Source organism: Sulfurovum sp. TSL1 (assembly GCF_019972135.1).
Lineage (GTDB): Bacteria > Campylobacterota > Campylobacteria > Campylobacterales > Sulfurovaceae > Sulfurovum.
Map to the genome: position 1 here is coordinate 899193 of NZ_BPFI01000001.1, position 23719 is coordinate 922911.

18 protein-coding genes and 3 riboswitches are annotated in these 23719 nt (G+C 33.7%); of the genes, 6 read left to right on the forward strand and 12 right to left on the reverse strand.

Features of this window, described 5'->3' with window-relative positions; all coding sequences use genetic code 11:
• Nucleotides 1-110 precede the first annotated feature (110 nt).
• Nucleotides 111-2492: a polysaccharide biosynthesis tyrosine autokinase gene (locus tag LDM98_RS04445; RefSeq protein WP_223898142.1), complete on the forward strand. Its 2382-nt coding sequence runs from the start codon at nucleotides 111-113 to the stop codon at nucleotides 2490-2492.
• 161 nt (nucleotides 2493-2653) lie between these two features.
• Here the strand turns inward: LDM98_RS04445 and LDM98_RS04450 are convergent, their stop codons facing one another.
• Complete coding sequence (locus tag LDM98_RS04450; protein ID WP_223898143.1) at nucleotides 2654-3649, reverse strand: MraY family glycosyltransferase; 996 nt, start codon at nucleotides 3647-3649, stop codon at nucleotides 2654-2656.
• Between the two features lie 260 nt (nucleotides 3650-3909).
• Here LDM98_RS04450 and LDM98_RS04455 point away from each other — a divergent pair, with 260 nt between their 5' ends.
• The 4 genes from LDM98_RS04455 to LDM98_RS04470 all read left to right on the forward strand — a co-directional run bounded on the left by LDM98_RS04455 (nucleotide 3910) and on the right by LDM98_RS04470 (nucleotide 10024).
• Nucleotides 3910-5622 carry a LamG-like jellyroll fold domain-containing protein gene (locus LDM98_RS04455; protein WP_223898144.1) on the forward strand — a complete coding sequence of 571 codons (1713 nt, stop codon included), beginning with the start codon at nucleotides 3910-3912 and terminating at the stop codon, nucleotides 5620-5622.
• 243 nt (nucleotides 5623-5865) lie between these two features.
• Nucleotides 5866-5945: riboswitch (cyclic di-GMP riboswitch) on the forward strand.
• Nucleotides 5946-6086: 141 nt separating this feature from the next.
• Nucleotides 6087-6169: riboswitch (cyclic di-GMP riboswitch) on the forward strand.
• A gap of 131 nt (nucleotides 6170-6300) precedes the next feature.
• Nucleotides 6301-7872, forward strand: coding sequence for a carboxypeptidase regulatory-like domain-containing protein (locus LDM98_RS04460; protein WP_223898145.1), 1572 nt, complete (start codon nucleotides 6301-6303; stop codon nucleotides 7870-7872).
• Between the two features lie 53 nt (nucleotides 7873-7925).
• Nucleotides 7926-8004: riboswitch (cyclic di-GMP riboswitch) on the forward strand.
• A 95-nt stretch (nucleotides 8005-8099) separates the two neighbouring features.
• The gene (locus LDM98_RS04465) at nucleotides 8100-8462 is read left to right on the forward strand and encodes a hypothetical protein (protein ID WP_223898146.1); all 363 of its coding nucleotides are present in this window, start codon (nucleotides 8100-8102) and stop codon (nucleotides 8460-8462) included.
• 26 nt (nucleotides 8463-8488) lie between these two features.
• The gene (locus LDM98_RS04470; RefSeq protein WP_223898147.1) at nucleotides 8489-10024 is read left to right on the forward strand and encodes a right-handed parallel beta-helix repeat-containing protein; all 1536 of its coding nucleotides are present in this window, start codon (nucleotides 8489-8491) and stop codon (nucleotides 10022-10024) included.
• Between the two features lie 99 nt (nucleotides 10025-10123).
• Here LDM98_RS04470 and LDM98_RS04475 read toward each other — a convergent pair whose 3' ends face one another.
• From LDM98_RS04475 to LDM98_RS04525, 11 genes are all read right to left on the reverse strand, one after another.
• A complete protein-coding gene (locus LDM98_RS04475) occupies nucleotides 10124-11332 on the reverse strand; it encodes a glycosyltransferase family 4 protein (protein WP_223898148.1) in 1209 nt (402 codons plus the stop codon).
• Nucleotides 11329-12678 (reverse strand): alginate lyase family protein, encoded by a 1350-nt coding sequence (locus LDM98_RS04480; RefSeq protein ID WP_223898149.1) that lies wholly within the window; start codon nucleotides 12676-12678, stop codon nucleotides 11329-11331. Before LDM98_RS04480 ends, LDM98_RS04475 begins: the two co-directional genes overlap by 4 nt.
• Before the next feature lie 193 nt (nucleotides 12679-12871).
• Complete coding sequence (locus LDM98_RS04485) at nucleotides 12872-13894, reverse strand: glycosyltransferase (RefSeq protein WP_223898150.1); 1023 nt, start codon at nucleotides 13892-13894, stop codon at nucleotides 12872-12874.
• Entirely contained in the window at nucleotides 13891-15003 is a 1113-nt protein-coding gene (locus LDM98_RS04490; RefSeq protein ID WP_223898151.1) for a glycosyltransferase, read from the reverse strand. The genes LDM98_RS04485 and LDM98_RS04490 overlap by 4 nt, the downstream gene beginning before the upstream one ends.
• Nucleotides 15000-16202, reverse strand: a complete 1203-nt coding sequence (locus tag LDM98_RS04495) for an O-antigen ligase (protein WP_223898152.1) — start codon at nucleotides 16200-16202, stop codon at nucleotides 15000-15002. Before LDM98_RS04495 ends, LDM98_RS04490 begins: the two co-directional genes overlap by 4 nt.
• 42 nt (nucleotides 16203-16244) lie before the next feature.
• Nucleotides 16245-17264, reverse strand: a complete 1020-nt coding sequence (locus LDM98_RS04500) for a glycosyltransferase (RefSeq protein WP_223898153.1) — start codon at nucleotides 17262-17264, stop codon at nucleotides 16245-16247.
• A 7-nt stretch (nucleotides 17265-17271) separates the two neighbouring features.
• Nucleotides 17272-18756, reverse strand: coding sequence for a lipopolysaccharide biosynthesis protein (locus LDM98_RS04505; protein ID WP_223898154.1), 1485 nt, complete (start codon nucleotides 18754-18756; stop codon nucleotides 17272-17274).
• Between the two features lie 103 nt (nucleotides 18757-18859).
• Nucleotides 18860-19549, reverse strand: coding sequence for a WbqC family protein (locus LDM98_RS04510; RefSeq protein ID WP_223898155.1), 690 nt, complete (start codon nucleotides 19547-19549; stop codon nucleotides 18860-18862).
• 45 nt (nucleotides 19550-19594) lie between these two features.
• A complete protein-coding gene (locus LDM98_RS04515) occupies nucleotides 19595-20683 on the reverse strand; it encodes a DegT/DnrJ/EryC1/StrS aminotransferase family protein (RefSeq protein ID WP_223898156.1) in 1089 nt (362 codons plus the stop codon).
• A 142-nt stretch (nucleotides 20684-20825) separates the two neighbouring features.
• Nucleotides 20826-21800, reverse strand: a complete 975-nt coding sequence (locus tag LDM98_RS04520) for an ATP-grasp domain-containing protein (protein WP_223898157.1) — start codon at nucleotides 21798-21800, stop codon at nucleotides 20826-20828.
• Nucleotides 21801-21875: 75 nt separating this feature from the next.
• Nucleotides 21876-22955, reverse strand: a complete 1080-nt coding sequence (locus LDM98_RS04525; RefSeq protein WP_223898158.1) for a DegT/DnrJ/EryC1/StrS aminotransferase family protein — start codon at nucleotides 22953-22955, stop codon at nucleotides 21876-21878.
• 369 nt (nucleotides 22956-23324) lie between these two features.
• Here LDM98_RS04525 and LDM98_RS04530 point away from each other — a divergent pair, with 369 nt between their 5' ends.
• Nucleotides 23325-23684: a hypothetical protein gene (locus tag LDM98_RS04530; protein WP_223898159.1), complete on the forward strand. Its 360-nt coding sequence runs from the start codon at nucleotides 23325-23327 to the stop codon at nucleotides 23682-23684.
• Nucleotides 23685-23719: the final 35 nt, after the last annotated feature.

Genomic DNA, 23719 nt, shown 5'->3' on the forward strand with positions numbered 1-23719 from the left:
ACAAGACAGTAAAGAACACTGTCTTGTGAGTAGATTCACCTATAATGGTAACACTCAAGACAATTTTTTTCTTACTTTAATTAATACCTTGTACAAGGAACACTGTCCAAATGCAAAAAGAAAAATATATTCAGAAAATTTCTATGAGTGATGATAGTATAGATTTGAAAGAGATATTTTCTGTCCTTAAACGTTACTATAAGTCGCTGATCTTTATAACTATCTTAGTAATGTTATTGGCCTCTATATATGCCTATTTTGCTACAAATATCTATCAATCTCAAACACTTGTACAACTCGGAGAAATTGAAAATAAGACGATGAATACTGATTTTATTGCAATGGCTGAAGGAAACGTAAACAGCCGTTTCGATGATGAAATGGCTTCCTTCAGTACACGGCGTCTGATCGGAAGAGCACTTGAAAACCTAAATCTTGGTATACGATATTTTACGAAAAAAAACCTAAAGAGCTATGAACTTTACAAAGACTCTCCCTTTATCGTTACGTTCGATTATCTTAACAAAAATGCTATGGGAGTGCCGTTCCGGATTATTCCTTCCAAGGAAGGTCAGTATTTTAGGCTCGTTATAGAACCGACACTGAAAGAGAAGATCGTAAATACTATACGCTCGTTCATTATACCGCTTCCAGATGACGAACAACCCATAGTCTACAATAAAGTTCATAAATTTGGCGAAAAAATTGAGACACCATGGTTTACTATTACTATTCAAAAGGTATTTGAATTCGAAAATGATGACTATTTCTTCACTATGCTACCAAATAAGTTGATGACTAATTTCATACAAGAAAATATATCGGTATCACCATATTCAGAAGATAGTCGTATCATTGTCATAACTTTTCAGGACAATGTACCACTTCGTGCAAAAGAAGTTCTTGATACGCTCTCAAGCGTCTATATACAAGAAAGTATGGAAACCAGGTCCAAAAGCGCGAATAGAAAGCTGCATTTCATCGATATGCAGCTCGAAGCCATTGATAAGACACTCAAAAGCTCTGCCCAAAACCTTGAGCGATATAAAGCGACCAACATTGTCGTAGATTTAGGTTCAAAAGCACAAATAACATCTGCAAAGATGAATCAACTTGAGACTCAGCTTGATGAGATCAACATGCGTATTGATGTAATGGAAAATATCCTCAACTATATTGAAACCCACAAGGATATTAAAGGCATCAACATCGACTCTGCTTTTTCAGGCTCTAACTTACAGGGTTCTGCAATACAAAATCTCATTCTAGAAATTCAAAATGTAACGGCCCAACGTATTGATCTACTAACTGAGTTTACAACACGTCATCCAAATATCATCAAAGTTGATCGCCAGCTTATATCACTTCGAAACTCACTAAAGGAAGCCATACAGAATTCGTTAAATAGATTTAAAAAACAAAAACTGTCATTAAGTGATATTATCCAAGAGAATAAAGCCAAAATGCAGGTACTCCCAGAGCAAGAACGAAAACTGGCACGGCTTACGCGTAACTTTAAAGTCAATGAAAATATCTACTCTTTTCTACTGGAAAAAAGAGCGCAAACAGCCGTTATCGAATCTTCGTCTGTCTCCGAAACAAGTATCTTTGAATCCGCAGCTATCCCAGATATACCGATTAAACCAAAACCTTTATTCATTTTAATTATTTCTATTTTCTTAGGTATAATCTTAGGCCTTGTACAAGCATTTTTACGAAACTCCTTAAATGATAAAATCCAAAGTAGGGAAGATATTGAAAACAGAACTACATTACCTATTTACGGTATTCTTCCTACCATAAACCAAAAAATTCTTAAGCTAGAAGTCTTTAAAGATTCTAGATCACATTTTGCTGAAAGTTATCGAAGTTTACGGACCAATTTACAATTTTCCAGAAAAGAAAACCAAGCCAATGTTATTCTCGTGACTTCAACTGTTTCAGGAGAAGGGAAAAGTACGATAGTAGCGAATTTAGGTGCCATTTTTCAAATGGCAAACATGAAAACAATTCTTGTCAATTTAGACTTGAGAAAACCTACGCTTCATCATTATTTTAATGTGCCTAACAGTGCCGGGATAAGTACCTATTTGAGTGGTAGAAGTAGGATTGGAGAGATCATTCAACCCACTGAATATAAAAATTTAGACATCATTTCCTCAGGTCCTACTCCACCTAATCCCTCAGAACTTATTCTCACCGATAAATTAGATGAGTTAATAGAGGTGTTAAAAGAAGAATATGATTATATTTTTATCGATAGTGCTCCTATGGGACTAGTATCAGATACTATGCATCTTATGCAATATGCAGATATGAGTCTGATCGTTTTCAGAGAAAATTATGCGAAGAAATCATTTGTTACAGACTTAAATAATCTAGTAAAAAAACATGATCTTAAACATATCGGTTTAGTGATCAATTCCGTCGATGCATCTTCAAGCTCATATGGATATGGATATGGATCCGGCTATAGCTATGGGAATAAATAATATAATACATTTTTTATCTCATACATTTAAAATCTATTATTACTGAGCTCCACTCCCTTTTTTCGATCAGATATAAAGATGAAAGTATGAATATAAGAAGAGACATTTTCTCTTCTTATGAAAATGAGATTTTAACTATGCCTCGACGTTTAAAGTCTGCATCAATGGCGTCTTTTCAACCGTTGATCAAATAAATTTAAATAGATAGAGAACAACAACATAAACAGGATCAGAGAAAGAAAATCACTTGCCTGGCTTACCTGATACCCTATAATGGAAAATATCATTTGCATCATTGTCAAGATGATGACCGTATAGCCGATATCTCCTTTTACATTGAACAAAAAATGGTGCATATGGTTTTTATCTGCATGGAATGGTGATATGTGACGTTGCATACGCCGTATTATTACGATAAATGTATCTAAGACAGGCAGTGCAACAATAAACAAAATAGATATAGGCGTAATGTACTGTGTTGATTGTATACCTAAAATAGCTATCACCATACCTAATGAGAGTGAACCGCTATCACCCATAAATACCTTTGCAGGGTTCCAGTTAAACAACAAAAATGCAAGAAGTGTTACGATAAAGCATGACGATAATAAAATGATAAATTCATCACCATGAACTAAACCTATGGCCAAAAAAGTAACAAGGATCACGATAGAGATCGATGCAGCCAATCCGTCTAAACCATCCATTAAATTCAAGGCATTGGTGTACCCCGCTATGGCAAAAAAAGTAAAAGGGAACACCAGCCATGCCGGTAAGATCATTTTATAACCGAAATACGTTCCTAAATTATATATTGCAACATCATTGAGATATAATATGAGTGAAGATAAAAAGATAAAGATGAATTTTACTTTTGGTGAAATATTTTTTAGATCATCCCATATCCCTGCTATAAACACTAATCCGATAGCTGCATAAATATAATAGTATGTTTTAAAATGCTCAAGATCAAAGAGTAGTAAGGGAATCAGTACAGCCAGAACAAAAGCAACCCCTGCACCTCTTGGTATAGGTTTCTTGTGTACACTTCTTTCATTGGGGATATCTATTAGCCCAACATACTTAGCAAACATCTTGAGTAGGACCATACCTGCCAGAGAAGTTAAAAAAATACTGCTTAATAATGAAATATCCATAAATGTATCCTTTAGGTTATTTTCATATTCTGTTCATTCCTAATCATACTATAAAAATATATTTTTTTATAATATTTGTAAAATAAATATAGTTTGATTTATATTTTATTTTGTAGTATACTTTAAATGTTAGCGAAATATTAAGCTAAAACTTAATAACAAGGAGTGCTGATTACCTCAAGTCTCTTTTTATATTAAACTTTAATAATGGAAGGGGCTATATTGGTTTCTAAACATATGTTTAATAACAGGAGAACATTATGCGTAGTAATAAAGTCAATTTGTTAAAAAAGATGTTAGGAATGCTTCTAGTGGCACCTGTAATGCTGTCACTATCACTATTTGCCGCAGATCCGGTTAACCATTGGAAACTGGATGAGAATGACACTAGTAGTGAAATTTATGTTGATTCTATTGGTGCTGCTGATGGAACATGTGCAACTTCACATTGTCCTACTCCTAGTGTAGGTCAAATTAATGGTGCACAATATTTTGATGCTGCTGAGCTTGATAGAATCGATGTCAATAATACAACAAGCTTTGAGTGGGATCAAGATGCTAATATCACCATAGAATTCTGGATGAAGTCACAGATGGTCCCAATGAGTAATAGAGTTATGATAGGACGCGCTAATACTTTGGGTATCTTATGGTATATTGGAATAAATGGAACGGATGCTCCAGGACATGTTAGAGTTGCCGTAGCTAATGATAAAAGTGCCCCTGCAGACAATGTTGTGGGGAATAGTCAAACAAACGTCACTGATGATGTATGGCATCACATAGCATTTGTTCTTACCGAGCCTGAGGTAAAGGTATATATCGATGGTCAATTTGATTTTAATTTAACCAGATCAGCAGTAAGTGACCTACATGCTAGTTCAGATGTGCACTTTGGTTCACTAAATGATTCCGCTAGTTTATCGTATACAGGTAATCTGGATGAGATAACTGTTTATACTGCTGCAATTGATGCAGGACTGATTCAACAGCATTATGAAATGGGATTACAGCCAAATTTAGCAGAAGTAACACCAGTACCAACACCTACAGATGATAATACCCCAGACTATACTTTCTCTTCAGATGAAGCTGGAACTATCACTTATGGTGGATCTTGTAGCTCTGCTGCAACAGAAGCAACAGCTGGTAATAATACAATTACATTTGATACACTTGCAGACGGGGTATACGGCGATTGTACGATCACTGTAACAGATGAAGCAAACAACTCTTCAGCTCCATTATCAGTAACTGAATTTGTGGTGGATACGACTGTACCAGATGTCACTGCCCCTACCCTTGCAGAAGTAACCGCGGTGACATCACCTACAGATGATAATACCCCAGACTATACTTTCTCTTCAGATGAAGCTGGAACTATCACTTATGGTGGATCTTGTAGCTCTGCTGCAACAGAAGCAACAGCTGGTAATAATACAATTACATTTGATACACTTGCAGACGGGGTATACGGCGATTGTACGATCACTGTAACAGATGAAGCAAACAACTCTTCAGCTCCATTATCAGTAACTGAATTTGTGGTGGATACGACTGTACCAGATGTCACTGCCCCTACCCTTGCAGAAGTAACCGCGGTGACATCACCTACAGATGATAATACCCCAGACTATACTTTCTCTTCAGATGAAGCTGGAACTATCACTTATGGTGGATCTTGTAGCTCTGCTGCAACAGAAGCAACAGCTGGTAATAATACAATTACATTTGATACACTTGCAGACGGGATATACGGCGATTGTACGATCACTGTAACAGATGAAGCAAACAACTCTTCAGCTCCATTATCAGTAACTGAATTTGTGGTGGATACAACAGTTCCAATTATTAGCGACGGTGGTGGCGGTGGTTGTACATACAACCCTGACAGTAAGCACTTCGATATGGTGTTCTTACTGATGATCGCATTGGGACTTTTCTATCCGTTTAGAAGAAGATTCATCAAGTAATCTTCTTTGCATAGAATAAACGTTCTATACGGAGAAGCCATCTGTGCTGCTCCGTATTTTACTTCTTTTAGATATCACTCACTCTCAATTTGAATCTCATAAAACAAAAACTCTAATATATACTTCATCAAAAAAATTGATCATAAACATATATTTTAATTTTATATTCTTTTCAGTTTAAGTGTGTATTATTCCGGTATGACTATGACTTAAGGTACTACTAAACCATAAGTCATAGTAATAAAAGTATTAGGCCAAACCTGTTGTGAAGCAGGGACGGAAAGCTTCAGGTCTTTTGAAAAAAAGATAGCTGGGTTGCATTTATTTAGAACTATCGTATCTCAAACGATGACTCTTCATAAATTATAACTTTTATATAAAGTTTATCATCCTAATCTTAATAAAAATTCAGACATGTGGGTAATATTGAGGTAATCCTCTTTCAATATAATTCCCATCAAGTTAGTGAGAAAAGCCAAACCTATTGTGAAGTAGGGACGGAAAGCCAAGGATCTCATAATAATCATGAGATAGCCTAGTTGCCTTTGTTGAGCACAACAGAGTAATGCTACATGCATATTGGTATATTCCATTCTTCATAGAAGATTTCCCTCCCCTACTTTTCAATATATTTTCTTCACAACAATACACGTTCATACAAAGAAGGAATATAAACGAATGTTCAGACTTAACAATATCAAACAAAATGTACTTATACTGTCTTTTGCAACATTGCTTGCAGGTTGTGGCGGTGAAGGAACAGCGACTACAACAGATTCAACTTCAACTGATCTCACTACAACCTCTACAGCAAAAGTAGTGAAGATTGATGTCAGTGCCATTACTACAGAAGATTCTGCCACCATCGAGTGGAATCCTTATGGGTATACTACAAAATCAGTAGAGTATGGTACAAGTAATAAGTATGGTTCAGTAGTTTCAGTACAAGAAGAAGGTACTGTTACCTTATACAATTTACAGGCAAATACAGAATATCACTATAGAATAGTCTCCGAAGATGAGAAAGGCAGACCCGTTGTAAGTAATGATATGACTTTTACAACACTTGCCGCAAGTAACCAACCGATCGTAACGGACCCAGTGCCAACTGATCCGATCATAACTGAACCTGCACCAACTGACACAAACGCAACAGAACCAACAGTAACCGATCCTGTGTCAACAGAACCAATCGTAACCGAAGCGGCGCCAACTGTCACAGAACCGGTTATAACTGATCCGATCGTAACAGAACCAATCGTTGAAGAGACTCAAGCTGTCTGTATAGAGGGTGATGCAAAAATTGAAGGTCATGTTACGGATAAAGATACTGGAACAGGATTAGTAGGTGTTCAAGTCAATATAGGTGGCTGTGTCACTACCACTGATTCTCAAGGTGATTATATACTGATGAATATCGCTGTAAGCGATAAAGCTTCTGTCATGTTCAGTGCAGAAGGTTATTATACAAATAGTACGAATATTCAAATAACCGATCTATCCCCAAATTACACCACTGTTGAAATAGATAAATATATTAGCCAGTGGACTTATGATAGCCAGACTCTAGTTTCAGGAGCCCATATCGTGATACCTTCCGGAGTTTATATCAATCATGATGGAAGTCCTTATATAGGGCAAGTGACTGCCGGATTATCATATCGTAACAGTACAGAAAAAGGCAGTGAAATAGTATTTCCTGGAGAGTATAAAGGAGAAGATAACTATGGGAATATCGTTCCATTCATCTCTTATGGGTTTACTGTGATAGACCTTACAGATGAATCAGGCAATGCATTAAGTGTAGCTGATGATATAACTTTAATATTTGAGGCAACTGGTGCACCAGCTGAGAGTATTCCTTTATGGTTCTATGATTATGAGCAAGGTACCTGGATCGAAGAAGGATATGCCACTCGTCTAGCAGATGGAACATATGAAGGTACAGTTTCCCATCCGGGAACATGGAGTCTGAGCCAACCTATTGAAGATGCTTCGGGTATCTATACTGATCGTATCCTATATACAGATGGTACACCTGTAAAAAATCTAAGGGTACATGCTATTGGTGACAACTGGATCAGTACCGATCTTAGCACAGATGAGAATGGAGTATTTGAAATTGAAGTGATACCAGGTCAAGCATTCACATTGAGAGCATATCACTATGATGATAAATATGGTGCTACATACAACGGTATGATATCCGCTGTGGCTCCGGGTGAAACTATTGATAATTCCAGCTTATAATTAAAAAATGAATAAGTAATATATGGGTAACACTCTTATACTACAATTTGAACACTTGAAAAAGCCAAACTTGTTGTGAAGCAAGGACGGAAAGCCCAGGACCTCAATGTATGAGATGGCCGGGCTGCCTAAATACTCCGTTTTGAAAGAATGTACTTTCAAAGTACATTCTCAAATGTTTCATAAGACGCTTTTATCATATTTATAACAAAAAAGGTAATACAAAAATGTACGTATACAAAAAAACACTGACCGTCTTTATGGCTATGCTTGTCACTTTATTCACCGGTTGTGGTGGAGGAAGTGGAACTTCATCTATAGAAACAGAAGATGCTTACACCGATTACACTATATATACCGATCGTATCATCGACATTAATCAAAATGCGATTCCAAACCTAAAAGTAGATGCTATTAGTGACAACTGGATCAGAACCGATCTTGCTACCAATGAGAATGGTGAATTTGACATTGAAGTGATACCTGGAGAAGCGTTCACATTACAAGTATATGACTCTGATACAAAAACTTATGCCATATATTCTGGTAAAATAATAGTAGATGCTGCAGGCGACATTATTAGCCTATAAAAATTAATTAAAACAAGGATTGAATTATGAAAAAAATATTTTTACTCTCAACTGCCTCGCTTGCAATGCTGATGGCAGATTTTACATTGGAAGGAGATAAGTTAACTCCTGTGTCAGGAACCATATCGACAGTGACTGATCCTACTACAGTATCTGATCCTACTACAGTATCTGATCCTACACCTACTATGGACACAAGTAATCCTTACCTTGAACCAATTAACCTCCCTGCATGTAATGCAAATGATCCGGAAGTACAATTTATTAGCAGTAATGCTGACTGGGGTACAATAAACGATAGCAGTAAAAGAATTTTTTGTGTCAAACCAGGAAACTATGGTAGTGTTACCCTGACAGCTGATGGTACACCTAATGCAAGAAGATACATACTTTTAGATAATGGTAATACTGCACACCCTGCTTCACTATCTGACTCGCAACAGGCAAACGTACAGATCAATCTATCGGGAGCCAACTACTGGACAATTGACAGGATGTCAACACTTAACACCACAGCAAGTACAGCAATGGATATAAAGGGGCAATCCCAATACAATATAATTAACCGTATGCATATTAAAAATTTTAATACATATGCTATTACCATTTATCATAGATCAGACAACAATACTATACAAAAGAGTAGGATAGCAGAACAATCTCTTGCCGGTAGAAAAGCTGATGGAGTAGGAATATTCTTTCAAAATGATATAAGTTGGGAGAATGATACTTATATATACAACACCAAAATAATACAAAATGAGTTTAAAAATATTAGTGACAGTATTCAGCTTATTAGAAGATGGAAAGATTGGGCCGCAAGCATTCCTGTGCCAACAGGTTATGATGGAACTATTATTGATAGTAACCATATCTATATTACACCTGATATTTATACTAACGGTAGCGGTAGTCTTACACCAAATGGAAACTACGCTTATGCTGAGAATGGTATTGACCTAAAAGCAGGTTCAGACGATGCGAACAATAAAATCATTATCACTAATAACTATATTTGGGGTTATAGAGTATCTGATAAAACAGGTTCTTCGCTTAGCAGTTGGGGTGATGCAATAACTATCCATTATGGTGTAGAAAACCTTACAATAGAGAACAACTATATCTTTGATTCTGCAAGAGCTATAGGTGCAGGTGATTCAAAAGGATTTGCTTACGGTCTGAGCGATTCAAGCATATCAAACAACATACTATGGGATATTATTGATTTTGACTTGGTACTTTGGGATTCTAACAACTTAACAGTTGAAGGAAATATCATCCACGGTGCTAAAAACTGGGCATCATTTAATGCATTCACTAATTCAACACTAAATAATAACGTTGTGATTAATGCAGGGGGCATGTCTGGTTCACTTGGCAGTGGTACCACTATGTCAAATACATTTAACTATGCTAATGCTACTGATGCCAACCAGGAAGATCTCACATTTACAACAGATCATTATACAACTCCAAGAAATATAACACTTAAGGGGGCTGCTCCAACTACTGCTAGTCCTTATTATGATGTTATTAATATTTCAGTACCGACAGCTAATTAGAGCATTTATATCTGAATTCAAGTATGTACCAGTCTATGATGGCAGGTACATACCTACACTGATGAAACAAAATCCTTGGTCAGTACATCTTCTAAACCACTATACATGAGTCTTTAAAATTTCTAGCATTCTCTTAGCCAGTTTTTTTCTATCATAGTCTTGAGCTAAAGCCCCACACCCATTTACCAAATCACTGTACAGTTTTGAGTCATTCTTCAAAAGTAAAACTTTTTTCAGAAAATCTTCTTCATCTTCAGGCAGGAAACAAAGGCCAGCGTGATATTTTTCCAGAATCTCCTGGGCTTGTCCTTCTACGCCTAAAAGAGTAGGTTTACACATAGCTGATGCTTCAAATATTTTAGAAGGAATGACTGTTTTAAATGTATCCGATTTTATCAAAGGAGCCAGTGAAACATCTATGATCGATAAATATCCAGGCACTTCATCTTTAGCGATAGGATTTAAAAAGGTAATATTGGTTAATGACAATTCTAACGCCATATCCATGATCTTATTTTTCATAGATCCATCTCCGATAAATAAAAAATGAATATCTTCATCATCAATCTTAGAAAGTGACTGCACAATAAAGTCTAAACTATGCGCCATTCCATGGGTTCCAATATAACCGAAAATAAACTTATTTTCCAAATCCAATGATTTCAATAGAATATCATCTTTTTTACGAGGAGAAAAAAGATCGATATTTGAACCATTCGTAATGACTCCAATTTTATCTGGGTCTATTCCACGCTGTATTAGATTACTTTTAAAAGCTTCAGTTACTGCTATGATTTTGTCAGCATCTTTATAAAGTCCCAGTTCTATTTTCTCCAGCCAATCAAGTGCAGCCTTGTTTTTCATGGCACCTACAGTCCTGATAGACTCTGGCCAAAGATCTCTTAACTCAAAAACCCATGGTTTTCTCCGTATCTTAGATATCCCCCATGCTGACCATGTAGTAAAAAACTGTGGTGATGTAGCAATGACAATATCATACTTCTGAAACAAACCTACAAAAAATGCCATCAAAGCAAAACTAAAATAATCAGATACTCTTTTAATAAAACCACTATTAGCAGCCATATAACTCCATACCCTGATTACCTCTATACCATCTATTGTCTCTTTTTGATAAAGTTTGTTCTTATACCCTTCATAAATCTTGCCATGTGGAAAGTTAGGTGCACAGGTAATAATCGTGATCTCTACACCTTCCTTTATCCACTCTTTACAATGTTCTACTGTGCGTGTAGCGGGAGCATTAACTTCTGGGATAAAATTATCTGTTATAAATAAAATCTTCATAGTACAACCCTCATTTCAAGTTTTGTTGTAAACGGAATTTCCAATACTTTGGCATCAATTAGCACGTTAAACTCGGGAGCATATTGATATATATTAATGCTGTATTCAGAGTTCTTAAACTGTATATACTGCTTTATCATACTTTCATCTACATCAGGATGAAAATGTATCCTTGCAACAGCCTTTTGTTCATGTTCCGAAATAATTTTGTCAATGATATTTATACTATTATTTTCAAAAATGAATTCTCTCTCATGTAAAGCATTCAATCTTTTTTCATAACCATTATGCATTGCTCTAACTCTGTTGTCTCTTTCATCAAGTTGAGTAATGAAAGCCCGTTCGGCTACTCTAAATCCACCCCACACTTCACTTTGACTACAGCCAGCTATTTCAACCGTATTGTGGGAAACTGTTGAACGCTCAAATAAACGTCTATTGTTAGTCTCATAGGTTGAAACACCTATATCAACTATAAAGGGGGTTTTATCTATATATAATTCAAAATTAAACGTATCTGCATGGGCATGGCCAGGAATATAATCTGGACCGATATTGCCAACATCGATAATACACTCATATCTATTATTAGATACCATTCTATATCCACTCTCTTGAAGCTTTATATTTTTAATTTTGACTTTTAATTGAGATGCATAGTGATTCAGTTCATTGGTAGTAGGAGCAATTTTATTACTACTGTCATTCAATAATGGTATGCACCCATTCTTATAGGTAATTGCATTTAACCATCCCAGCATGATTTCAGCTTTATTCATAAATAGCTGAAGTAACTCATGATTCTTCCAGTTATTATTTTTAATAAGATTAATACAGTCAAGTACTCTAAAAAGCATTATCTGATGATACATGGGGCTCAGTTCAAAGTGTGCCCCGTCATCTAGTATCTGTTCTTCAAGTTCGTATATCAAAATCTTTTTAGCTTTGTCATAAAATCTTTCATCCTGAAAATAATAAGCAGAAAAAAGTAAAGAAAAACCGTTTTCTAACAGGTGATTTCCAAGAAGATGGTACTCAATATTATCCATCAAAATTTGATATTGGGCATAAAGAGAATCATTGATTTTTGTATCATCAATCTTGTATTTGACTAAAAATTTAATCCAGTTAATACCCCTAAGTGAAATTGGAAATGCTTCAAGTCCATCTATGACTTTATCTGACTGCTCTATAAAATCATAAATGAGTCTTAACCCATCATCTTTAGAGGTTTCTTCTTGATGCAAATAGTCAAAATAATTTAAATTATAAGTCCATAGTTTTCCATATAATGTAAAGTTCCAATCTATATTTTTTTTAAACGTGAATGACTGATTTAGAAACATAAATCTATTTTTACTAAATAAGTTTTTGCAAGGGATCGATTTAACTAATGTCAAATGCGTAGAGACTGAAGATATTGACAATACATAATCAAAATTTCGAAATTTTCTAAGATAGCTTCTTGTAACATAAAAGAGCCGAAAATAAATTTGAATAAATTTCAGGTATTTGATTGTATGTAAAAGTCTATATAATTTACACATTTTTCAGATGCTCTAAGAATAGTTTTGTTTGTATATCAGATTTAAAATCATCAAATTTGTTATATGCATTTTGTGATAAAGAAACATAGTTTTCTTTATTGAAATATTTGATAGCGTTAACAAGTTCTTCAACATTTTTTGGTTCAATTAAAATACCTGTTTTATAGACATCGACAATCTCTTTTATACCATGTAATGTAGTAGTTAAAATTGGTATACCTAAAGAGTATGCTTCAATAATAATACCTGGATATCCCTCACCTTTATAATAAGTTGGTAACAATAGAACATCATATTTATTTAATGTTTTTAATACTTCATTTGATTGCAAGGCCCCTTTATATGAAATGTTGTGTTTAGCAAAATATTCTTTTGTATATTTTTTATCTAATATAGGGCCGTAAATATCTATAGTATAGCTTTCATCAAGCCTTTTAGTTGCATCTATAATTTCATCAATACCTTTTTCCTTTCTAACATGACTGATAAAAACAAACTTTTTTTGAAAACTCCTTGGGATATCCGGTTCTATTGTTCTATTTCTCACGTTTGGAAACCAAAAACAATGTGTATTCATTTTAGAAAAAAACCGAACCATATGTTTGATCTCAAAAAACAACACATCTATATTGGAAAAAATAAATTTGAGGGCACTTTTTTTTATTCCCTTACTTTGCTCATATACATTTAACGCTTCACCACCAAATTTTCGAAGACTAGTTTTTTTATCAAAAACTTTTCCAATAAAAATAATAATAAAACCAAGAAGTAAATAATCTCTTGAACTATGTAGTGAAATATGTGTACATCCTCTCTGATGAATAAAAGTTTGTATAATAATTGATAGATAGGCACTAAAAATATTTGAATAATTTTTTTTGTTCGTATCTATCACACAATATTGGATATTAACGTTATCAAACTGGGTTATCAACTCTTCAAATACTGCTATGGCACCACCAATATATCGAGGGTCCTTGCGATTCATTCGTGGGCCCATTAATAAAATATTCACAGGTCACCTCTATCTTTTAATTGTAATCTCTCATACAACTCGTAATAATGATTCATACATATGTGCATAGAGTAATTCTCTTCATAAGTTTTTCTATTTTCTTCATGATTACTCAAAGTCTTGGAATAAAATGTAACTAACATTTGTTTATATGCATTTTCTGTAAAGTCATCGGATAGGTATCCATTCACACCATTTTGTATAATATCAGGTACACCACCCGCTGGCGTAGAAAGAATTGGTACGCCTACAGACATTGCCTCAAGCACTACTAATGGAAGGCCTTCATAAAGGGAGCATAAACAAAAAGCGTCAGCACAGTGCATATAATCGCCGATATTACTTTTCTCTCCTAAAAAAAAGATATTGGGAATGTTTTCTGAGTTTGTAATGCATTGATCAGCATACTCCTTGTCATCCGTTAACGGTCCGATAAACAAAAGTACAAAATCCAGATCAACTTTATTTAATGCTTTTATGACATGAATCATCATCAATTGATTTTTTTGTTTACTTATTCTTCCTACATTCAGAAGAACCTTTGTATTCTTAGTTTTCTTGTAAGTATCTACTTCAGCTCTGACATGATCATATAGATCTGTTTTTTTGAGTGCTTTCACCCCATTATAAATCAATTCTGTGTGTTTGCTTCCATAGACTTTCTCTGTACTTTCTAAAACTTTTTGGCTAATAGAGACAGGGGTAACATTAAAGTAATTAAACAATAGTTTATAGAGTTTTTGTATTTTATTGCCTGCCTCTTTATATGCCAAATTATGAATTGTATGTACTACAGGAACTTTCAATAGCAAGATATACAAACTAGAATAAGCCAGTGCTCTTAAATGTGTGTGAATAATGTCCGGTTGCAATTTCTTGACCAATCTATAAAGATTGAAAACTGTACCGATACTATAGCTTTTTGTTTTATTTAACGAGATTACAGTCACATTCTCATTGATTTGCTGTTTTAGCATCATTGTATTGTCTATTTTGTCCAAAATACATAAATAAACATCATTTTCCATTGCCAGTTCATTGCATAGATCAACTGCAAATTTTTCTGCACCTCCAACATTTAATGATGCTAAAATTTGTAAAATCTTCATGCCGTCATTTCCTTGTTGTATACCTGATTTTCAGATGAAATTAATTCTAAATAGTTTCTATATAAATGATGTACATTCATTATAATGGCAATATAAAGAAGAAAATATTTATCAAATCCAATACCAAGAGTCATTCCCATCAAGATAAGTGAAATAAATGCTATAAACAGCCAGATCTCATTGTTGTTGATTATAATGTTAAAATTTTGGATTAATAATGAAGTCAAAAAAATTAAAAATAAAATAAAAACAAGTACCCCGGCTTCAGCAAAGAGCTGTATATAAACATTATGAGGTGCCGCTGAGTGTATATAGGTTTCAGCATACTTTTCTGTATTATTCGCAAATTCATTAATACCAACACCGATCAGAGTGTGATTTTCTATCATATGTAGTCCAGCTATCCAAGAGTCCATACGATATCCGGCAGTATGTGTAGATTCAGTTCTATCCAGCATATTTGATATAGCATCAATCTTAGTAAAATTTATTTGAAGGGAACTAAATAGCATAATCGTTACAAACAATAGTAGTTTATAGTTCAAAATACTTTTAAAATTATAAAATACATACTTAATAATCAATAACATCAGTATAACACCAAGCATTAAAAAGGCAGACATTGAACCCGCCTTAAAAAGACCATAAATAAAAAACATACTTGTAATACTTAAAAAGAATTTACTTTTATTCACAGTATAAAGATAAATTGATGTAAATATAAAAGCCAATAATTGGGCAGCAAATTCATTGGGATCAACTGTTCCTCCAGAAGTTCTAAAAGTCCATGGGTTTATAGGTTCATTGAAAAAGCAAATGATCACTGAAACCATCATTGAAAACCAAATAAAGTATAGTAACTTCTGTAATTCATAACGACTAAAAAATATAGTGACCACTAGGATACTTATTAATGTAAATAAAGACCGAATAAAATCATTTGAAATATTTACAATATTTTGAAGTAAAAAAATGATTGTCAATACAATAAAATAAACAAAAAATAATCTATCTAATGTTGAATTCATCGTTCTTATATTTTTGATCATTGTCCTTCCATTGGCCAGAATAAAAAGCAAAAATAATATTTTAAGTGTTTTGTCCCCTAAGAACTCCACAATAAAATTATCATTAAAAAAACTAAAAATGAATACAAAGATCAATATATCATTTAAACCGGAGGATAATCTATTTAACATGATTCAACCAATCAATAAATAATTTTTTTAAACATATCTGTCTCATACTTTTATCTTAAGTTTTAATTTTTTTAATTTTTTTATCAAGCCTGGAAAAGATTTTAAATGATAATCCATGAAATAGTAAAAAGATTTTAAAGGATAAGTCTGATGACTTAATTCCATATGTTTGTTGAACTCGTTAACCATATTATTATACAAATAGAAAACTGCCATATCATACATTTGTTTCGATTTTTCATGTGCTATTTCATCATGATATCTATGATTACAATATACATCTAGCTCATCTAATGATTTAATCATTTTTTGATAAAACTTTATTCTTCTATCAATATTCTGCATAGATGACTGCCATGATACTGCTACGCCCTGTCTATAAACAGCCATAACCTTATTGATATATAGTGCACCTCCATTTAAAGAACCCAATATTTGTAAAAAATAATCTCCTACCGGTGCCTTTGAAAAAAATTTTGGCAGATCAGATACAACTTCTTTACGATAGATAAGTGAAGCTGATGGACAAAAACCTCCACCACCGAGTATTACATCCGATACTGAAAAAATTTTATTTTCATATGCCTGATTAGCATAAATTTTCCCATCTGCATCATTTTCAAAACGTTTCTCAGCTGGATGAAAACTCATATGACACTGCGGATACTGTTCCATTAAATCAATTTGTAATTGAAGTTTTTTTGAGTCTATCCAGTAGTCATCACCTTCACATAATGCGTGATATTTTCCTTTTGCCTTTTCACTCAAAAAAAAGAATATCCGTTGTCCTCCTTGAGAATATTGGTTTTCTTCCTGTAAAATCGTTTTTATGATGTGGGGGTACTTTTCAGTATAAGCATTTATTTTATTTACTGTATTGTCAGTTGAAGCATCATCATGAATGATTATTTCAAAAGGGAAATTCGTTTCTTGCATCAAAAAGCTGTCAAGGGCCTGTTCAATATAATTTTCATGATTATAAGTAGGACAAATAATACTTACGACAGGGTCAATATTGGAATTCCAATTATTGATAATATCATTTTCACTCTTATGTATCATAACTTGACTACCCCTTCTTTTTTGTATTGAAAATAATATTGTTTCGAAGTAGACGATTAACTAGTGGAACAAGCTGTTCCATAGTATATATATATGAATTTGTTTTAAATAATCTACTTATCAGGAGATAAGAAACTGTAAAAAGTACCCCTTTAATCATCATATTAATCATTATACTGCTTTCAATATTGTAAGTCAATAATATCATCAAAACTGAAAAAATAGAGATAATCATTTGAATTAACACAGGTTTTAAAAATGTTAGAAAACTTAAACTTATTTCACGTGATACAAATAAAATGTTTAAGGATATTCCCAATATCGCTACTATAACAAAACCATAAAGATACCCCTTGATTCCAAATAAAAATCCTATATATAAGTTGATAGCCAGTAAGATTTTTTTATAAATTTCTAATTTTAAAAAAACTTTTGAGTTTCCACGACTGCTAAGTATGTTGACCAGTAAAGCACTTATAGGATAAGCAAATCCACTTAACAACATTATTTTAAAGTATTCAACAGAAGGTAGCCATTTTTCTGTCAATAGCAATATAATTAATTCTTCGGATATCAGATACATAATACCCAATAGAAAAAAGACAATAAAACTGATAATCCCTAAAACCTTAATGACTATTTTCTGAAATCTCGGTAAATCCTTTTGCACTTTACTCAATACAGGAAATAACACGGTCATGATACTGCCTGAAGAAAAGTAAATTATCATTTCATTTAATCTTTTTGCCTGATCATAAAAACCTAGGATTGTTGGAGTAAATAACTTTCCTATTATCATAATATCAAGACGAAGAAACACTGCTTCCATCAATCCAGACAAAAACATACGAAACCCAAATCCCCATAGTTGCCTTAATGCCTTAAAAGAAAATAATAAGGAAGGTACCCATTTTGATGTAGTCCAAATAAATATATTATAAAATACTCCCCTTGACAATGCTTGAGCAACAAGACTCCAAACCCCTGCACCGAGTAAAGCCAATGCTATTCCGGTTATACCACTTAATACTGCAGCACTTACTTCTCCTTTTGCTAATGCGCTATAGTTTAGTTCTTTACGTAATTTAGTAGTCTGAACACTACTAAAGGCATTGATCACAAACATCAGTGCTATTACCTCTGTTATAGGAATAAGTGCTTTGTTATCATAAAATTCGCTTAACCAGGTAGCAGAAAAAAAAGTCAGTAATGTTAAAACTCCACCAATAATAAGATTAAAATAAAAAACTGAAGAATAATGAACTGGTAATACTTTTCGACGTTGGATCAAAGCTCCACTTAATCCGACATCTGTAAAAACCATTGCTACCATGACTATAACCATAATCATTGCGATCAAACCAAAGTCAGATGGCTCAAGTATTCTGGCAAGAAAAACTGTTACAATAAAAGTGGTTCCATATCTGGCTATCTTTCCAAAAAAGTCCCAAAGTATTGCATTAATTCCTTTTGATCTTAAGTTGTCAGCCATATAAAGTTCTTTTTGTTTCTCATCTTTTCTTCAAACTCACCTTGAGTACCTCTATACTTACTCTCCAAAAACAAGATAGATCCTTTATTATTAAATTTAATCCCTATATTAACTCATACCTGTTCAACATCTCTTGAATCTTTTCTTTAGAGTTAAACATCATTATATCAATAATAGAAAGGTTAGGTACAAATTCATTATTAAACTGTCTGTACTCTATATCTTCAGTCTTTATAAAATTCAATTCTATTCCCTCCTTAAGAAAGTTCTCTTTAGTATAGAGTCCCTGTCCACCAATTGAATTAATATAACAATCTGCATTTAATCTTTTACAGATTTCTATGACTCTATCCTCTCCCTTTAATGCAGTTTCTCTTTGTAGATCACTCAAGTAAATCATTTTTGTATCTATATCTAAATATTGTGCAACTCTCTCGATGGAATAACCTACGTATTTAGCTAAATTCTTTTCATCATGTAACAATATCTCTTCCAATAATGGATAAACTTCTTTAAAGTATGGTGCTTTTCTATATGCACGAAATATTGATTTTAGTATTTTACGAGCATTTCTTCCGACTTTAACTTCATTAATAAGTGATCTTCTATGGACTCCTAACACTTCAAGTGTGAACAGGTGCCGATTCTGATTAATCAGAATATTGTTTCTGTTAATATATCCTTGTTTTATGTATTGCATACTGTCTGAAATCACATAAATATCAACAATATTTATCAATTGCCAGGATCCAATATAAGGGAAAAAGTATGGTTGATTACATCCTAATGTCATGTTTCTCCTTTATGCATAAAATTCAAGAAAAATTCTGTCCCTGATTTAACTATACTCTGGTGAACGCATTTCTTTCAAGGTTGCTATGATGATTTCACTCACAAGAGGTTCTACTCCTGAATGCATCGGAACTACCAAAATTCTACTTGAGATATCTCTCGATTTTACCATGACATTTTGATCTTCGACAAAAGGAAGTGTGTCTAATGAAGGTTTAAAATATTGACGTGCTGCAATATCTTTACCAAGTAATGCTTCTCGAACCCTGTTCATCTCATCTTCAGATTTGAATACAACTGGAAAATAGGTATAACTTTGAGTAGCATCTTCATTCTTTTTTTGTAACTGAACATAGCCTCTTAATTTACGGGTATAGAATTCATGACTTGCTTTACGTTCTTTTTGGATTATATCCTCTTCATCAATCATACATAAGCCCATTGCCGCTTCAACTTCATTCATTCTTGCATTGACACCCAGCATAGCCACAGAATCAGGACCATCGATACCACAATTCCTGACAATTTTTGCTTTTTCATACAACACGTCATCTTTAATAACAATGGCAGCTCCTTCAATCGTATGAAAGAGCTTAGTCGCGTGAAAACTGATAATAGACATATCACCATAATTTAATATATGTTGGCCTTTATACTTTACATCAAAGGCATGAGATGCATCATAAATCACTTTCAGGTTGTATCTTTTAGCAATCTCATCAATTGCATCTATCTTACAAGCATTTCCAAAGACATGACACGGTGCTATAGCACATGTTTTATCAGTAATCACACTTACAATATTCTCTGGGTCAATATTATAAGAATCCATATCAATATCTGCAAAAACGGGCATTAATCCTTCTACAACTATCGCACTGGTTGTTGAAACAAAACTGAAAGGAGTCGTTACGACTTCCCCTTCCACTTCCAAAAGTCTGTAGGCTAATTGTAATGCATCTGTACCGTTAGAGATGCAAAGCAGATTTTTGACTCCAAAATATGCTTCAAGTTTTTTCTCAAGTCTTTGAACCAAAGGTCCATTATTAGTTAAGCATCTACTTTCATAAATTTCATCTATATATGCTTTGAATTTTTCTTTGTCAGGCAGATATATTTTCGTTGTGTAGGTCATATTGGCTTCCTGCTTAGCTTCAACAATATATAAAGTCACTCAATCCTGCTCATTCTCTTGAAAAAACAGACATAAAAATCTAGTATAGTACTTTTTTTCTTCTATAACTATAAAAAAGGACAAGTTATTTTATTTACTTATTTTATATCGTTAATATATTGATATCCTTGATCATCATCACACCTTCTTTATAGTCATGGTATTTTTCATAATCAGAAGGCTCTACCTCATCCTTAGCAAGATCTATTAATATTTTTGGGAAATCGGCACCTGCAAGATAAGTGATAGGATAAGCACCGCCAAAGCGTGGGTTTAACTCTAAGATGTATGGCTCACCCTCTTTAATAAAAAAATCAACATCAAGCGGACCTACATGCCCAAGTACATTTCCCAACTTCATTCCCAATGCAGCCATGCCTGCATCTTTGATTGCATATCCTTGGTCTGTTTCACCTGATCGCATTTTTATCTTCTGTTTTACAATGGCAGTCACCGTTTGTCCGTTAAAATCATTTAATATGTCAAAACTATATTCTTTACCTTCTATGAACTCTTGAATCATCATATCTTCATTATCATAATATTTCAGAAAGAAATCAACTTCATCTCTATTTCGGGCCAGGCTGATCGCATTGCTTCCAAAACCGAATCTTGGTTTCACAATAACAGGGTAAGAGGGTATCTCATGTTGAGTCACTTCTTCGGATGTCATGGTCCATGGTGTTTTAAACCCTTCGCGTTGTAAAAACTTGAAAGTTTCCACTTTGTCAAAACATATGAGATTAACCTGATGTGAAGAAATCACAGGCTTTACCCCAATGGCTTCAAATTCTTTTAAATATTTTGATAATATATAAGTGTCATAATCATAGAAAGAGAGAAGCATATCGATCTTTTCGGTTTGACATATATGCAAAAGTTCATCAATATACTGACGTTCCTCTTTGATGCTTGGAACGATGTAGCTTTTGTCACAATGTAGAAATCCGGAAGTAAATTCCGTATCGCGGTCATTTCTATCAGATGTACCTATGAGTTTACTACCGACAGGAAGATGTTTTCTAAAATAATCAACTATATACCCTCTTCGTCCGATAGTGCAAAACAATATGTTCATTATATATCCTTTCTCATTTGCAAAAAATACAAACACTATGTGAATAACAATACAGTGCACTTTACACTTAAAAATTCATGTACGAATTTTATGAAGCGTCTCTAGTATAACTTCACTAGCCTTTACTTCAGCGCCTGAATGTAATGGTAAGGATAATATTCTGCTAGTATAGTCACGTGAAATAGTCATTGGTTTACGCTGTTCTACATAAGGAAGAACATCCAATGAGGGTGCAAAATACTGACGGGGCTTGATACCATTTTCCATCAAAGCATCCATCACCTTATGCATTTCATCTGGTGATCTCAGAAGAATAGGACAATAACTGTAGTTAAATGTGGCATCTTCATTAAGTCTCTGCATTTGAACATGATCCTTCAACTGTTCTGCATAGTAAAGATAGCTGTCTTTTCTCTCTTTTTGAACTGCTTCCATTTCATCAAGTACACAGAGTCCGGCAGCTGCTTCCAATTCATTCATTTTCCCATTAATACCTGGTGTACTTCCCTCACCTGTTAAAGTAGTAATACCGTATTGCCTCATCGACTTGGCTTCTTCATACAACTTATCATCTTTAATGATAAGAGCACCACCTTCAATAGAGTGGAAGAGTTTCACAGCATTAAAACTGAGAGTTGAGATATCCCCATAGTTTAAGACACTTTGTCCTTTATAATTGACGCCAAATGCATGTGAACCATCAAACACGACTTTTAAATTGTTTTTCTTTGCAACTTCCATAATTTCATCAACCTGGCAAGCATTACCATAGACATGTACAGGAACGATACCTGTGGTTTTATCAGTCATAGAACCTTCGATCTTATCGGGGTCTAAAGTCATATATTCAGGATGTATATCTGCATATACAGGTGTCAGACATTTTGAAATAAGTGTATCTGTTGTTGAAACAAAAGTAAAAGGTGAAGTGATCACTTCACCTTTTAGATTCAGAAGTGTATAGGCCATTTCCAAGGCTATTGAGCCATTTGCTACGCATACCAGGTTTTTAACACCCAGATAGGCTTCAAGCCTTTTTTCAAACTCTTGTACCAAAGGGCCATTATTTGTAACCCACCCTGTTTCATATATCTTGTCAATGTATGCATGAAGTTTTTCTTTATTTGGGTACCAAACTTTTGAAATAGGTATCATTTTTACCCCTTTTAGATAGTATATAAGAACAATGATCATTAAGATATTTTTACTATTCTACTACAAACAAAACAAATTAAAACTTATATTTAATGTTATTTAATTTAAAAATAATACTTCATATATAAATATTAGTTTATACTAAGTTATTTAATAATATTTTTTAACACTATATCATATGTATCTCCAGTCTGACTTCCAAAAATGATGTTTATCTTCGATGAACTCTTTGTATTCTACAGTCATTGTTCCTTTAATAATCATGTATTGAAGGCTCCCCCTTGTCCATATAGATTTTAACAGCTATTATCATATTAAATCAAAAAAGTGTATACTTAAAAATCAGTATGTATATAAGGATGGTAGAAAATGAACATTAAAATGATATTAAAGGCATCTTTCCTCATTCTTGGAATGGCACTATTGGCAAGTGGTTGTAGTACGAAAGAGTCAAAAACCGATATACTTGTAGAATTGGGAAATGATCCTGAAAAAGTCAAAGTTTATAGAGAAGATATGCAAAACCTAGTGAAGGAGATCGACAAGAATCAACCAAACTACAAACATCTTCCTTTAACAGAAGAAGCTGATTTTGATTGGTTCTATATTGAGACGTATGCCTTATGGGACAAAAATGTCACTAAAGACCAATTTATCCAAAATGGTCTTCAGCGTTATCCTGCCTACAGGGAATCATTGGAGTATCTGGCAGAGCAGCTTAGCAAGTAATGGTTGAAACAGTTGAAATCATATACCATGGGATC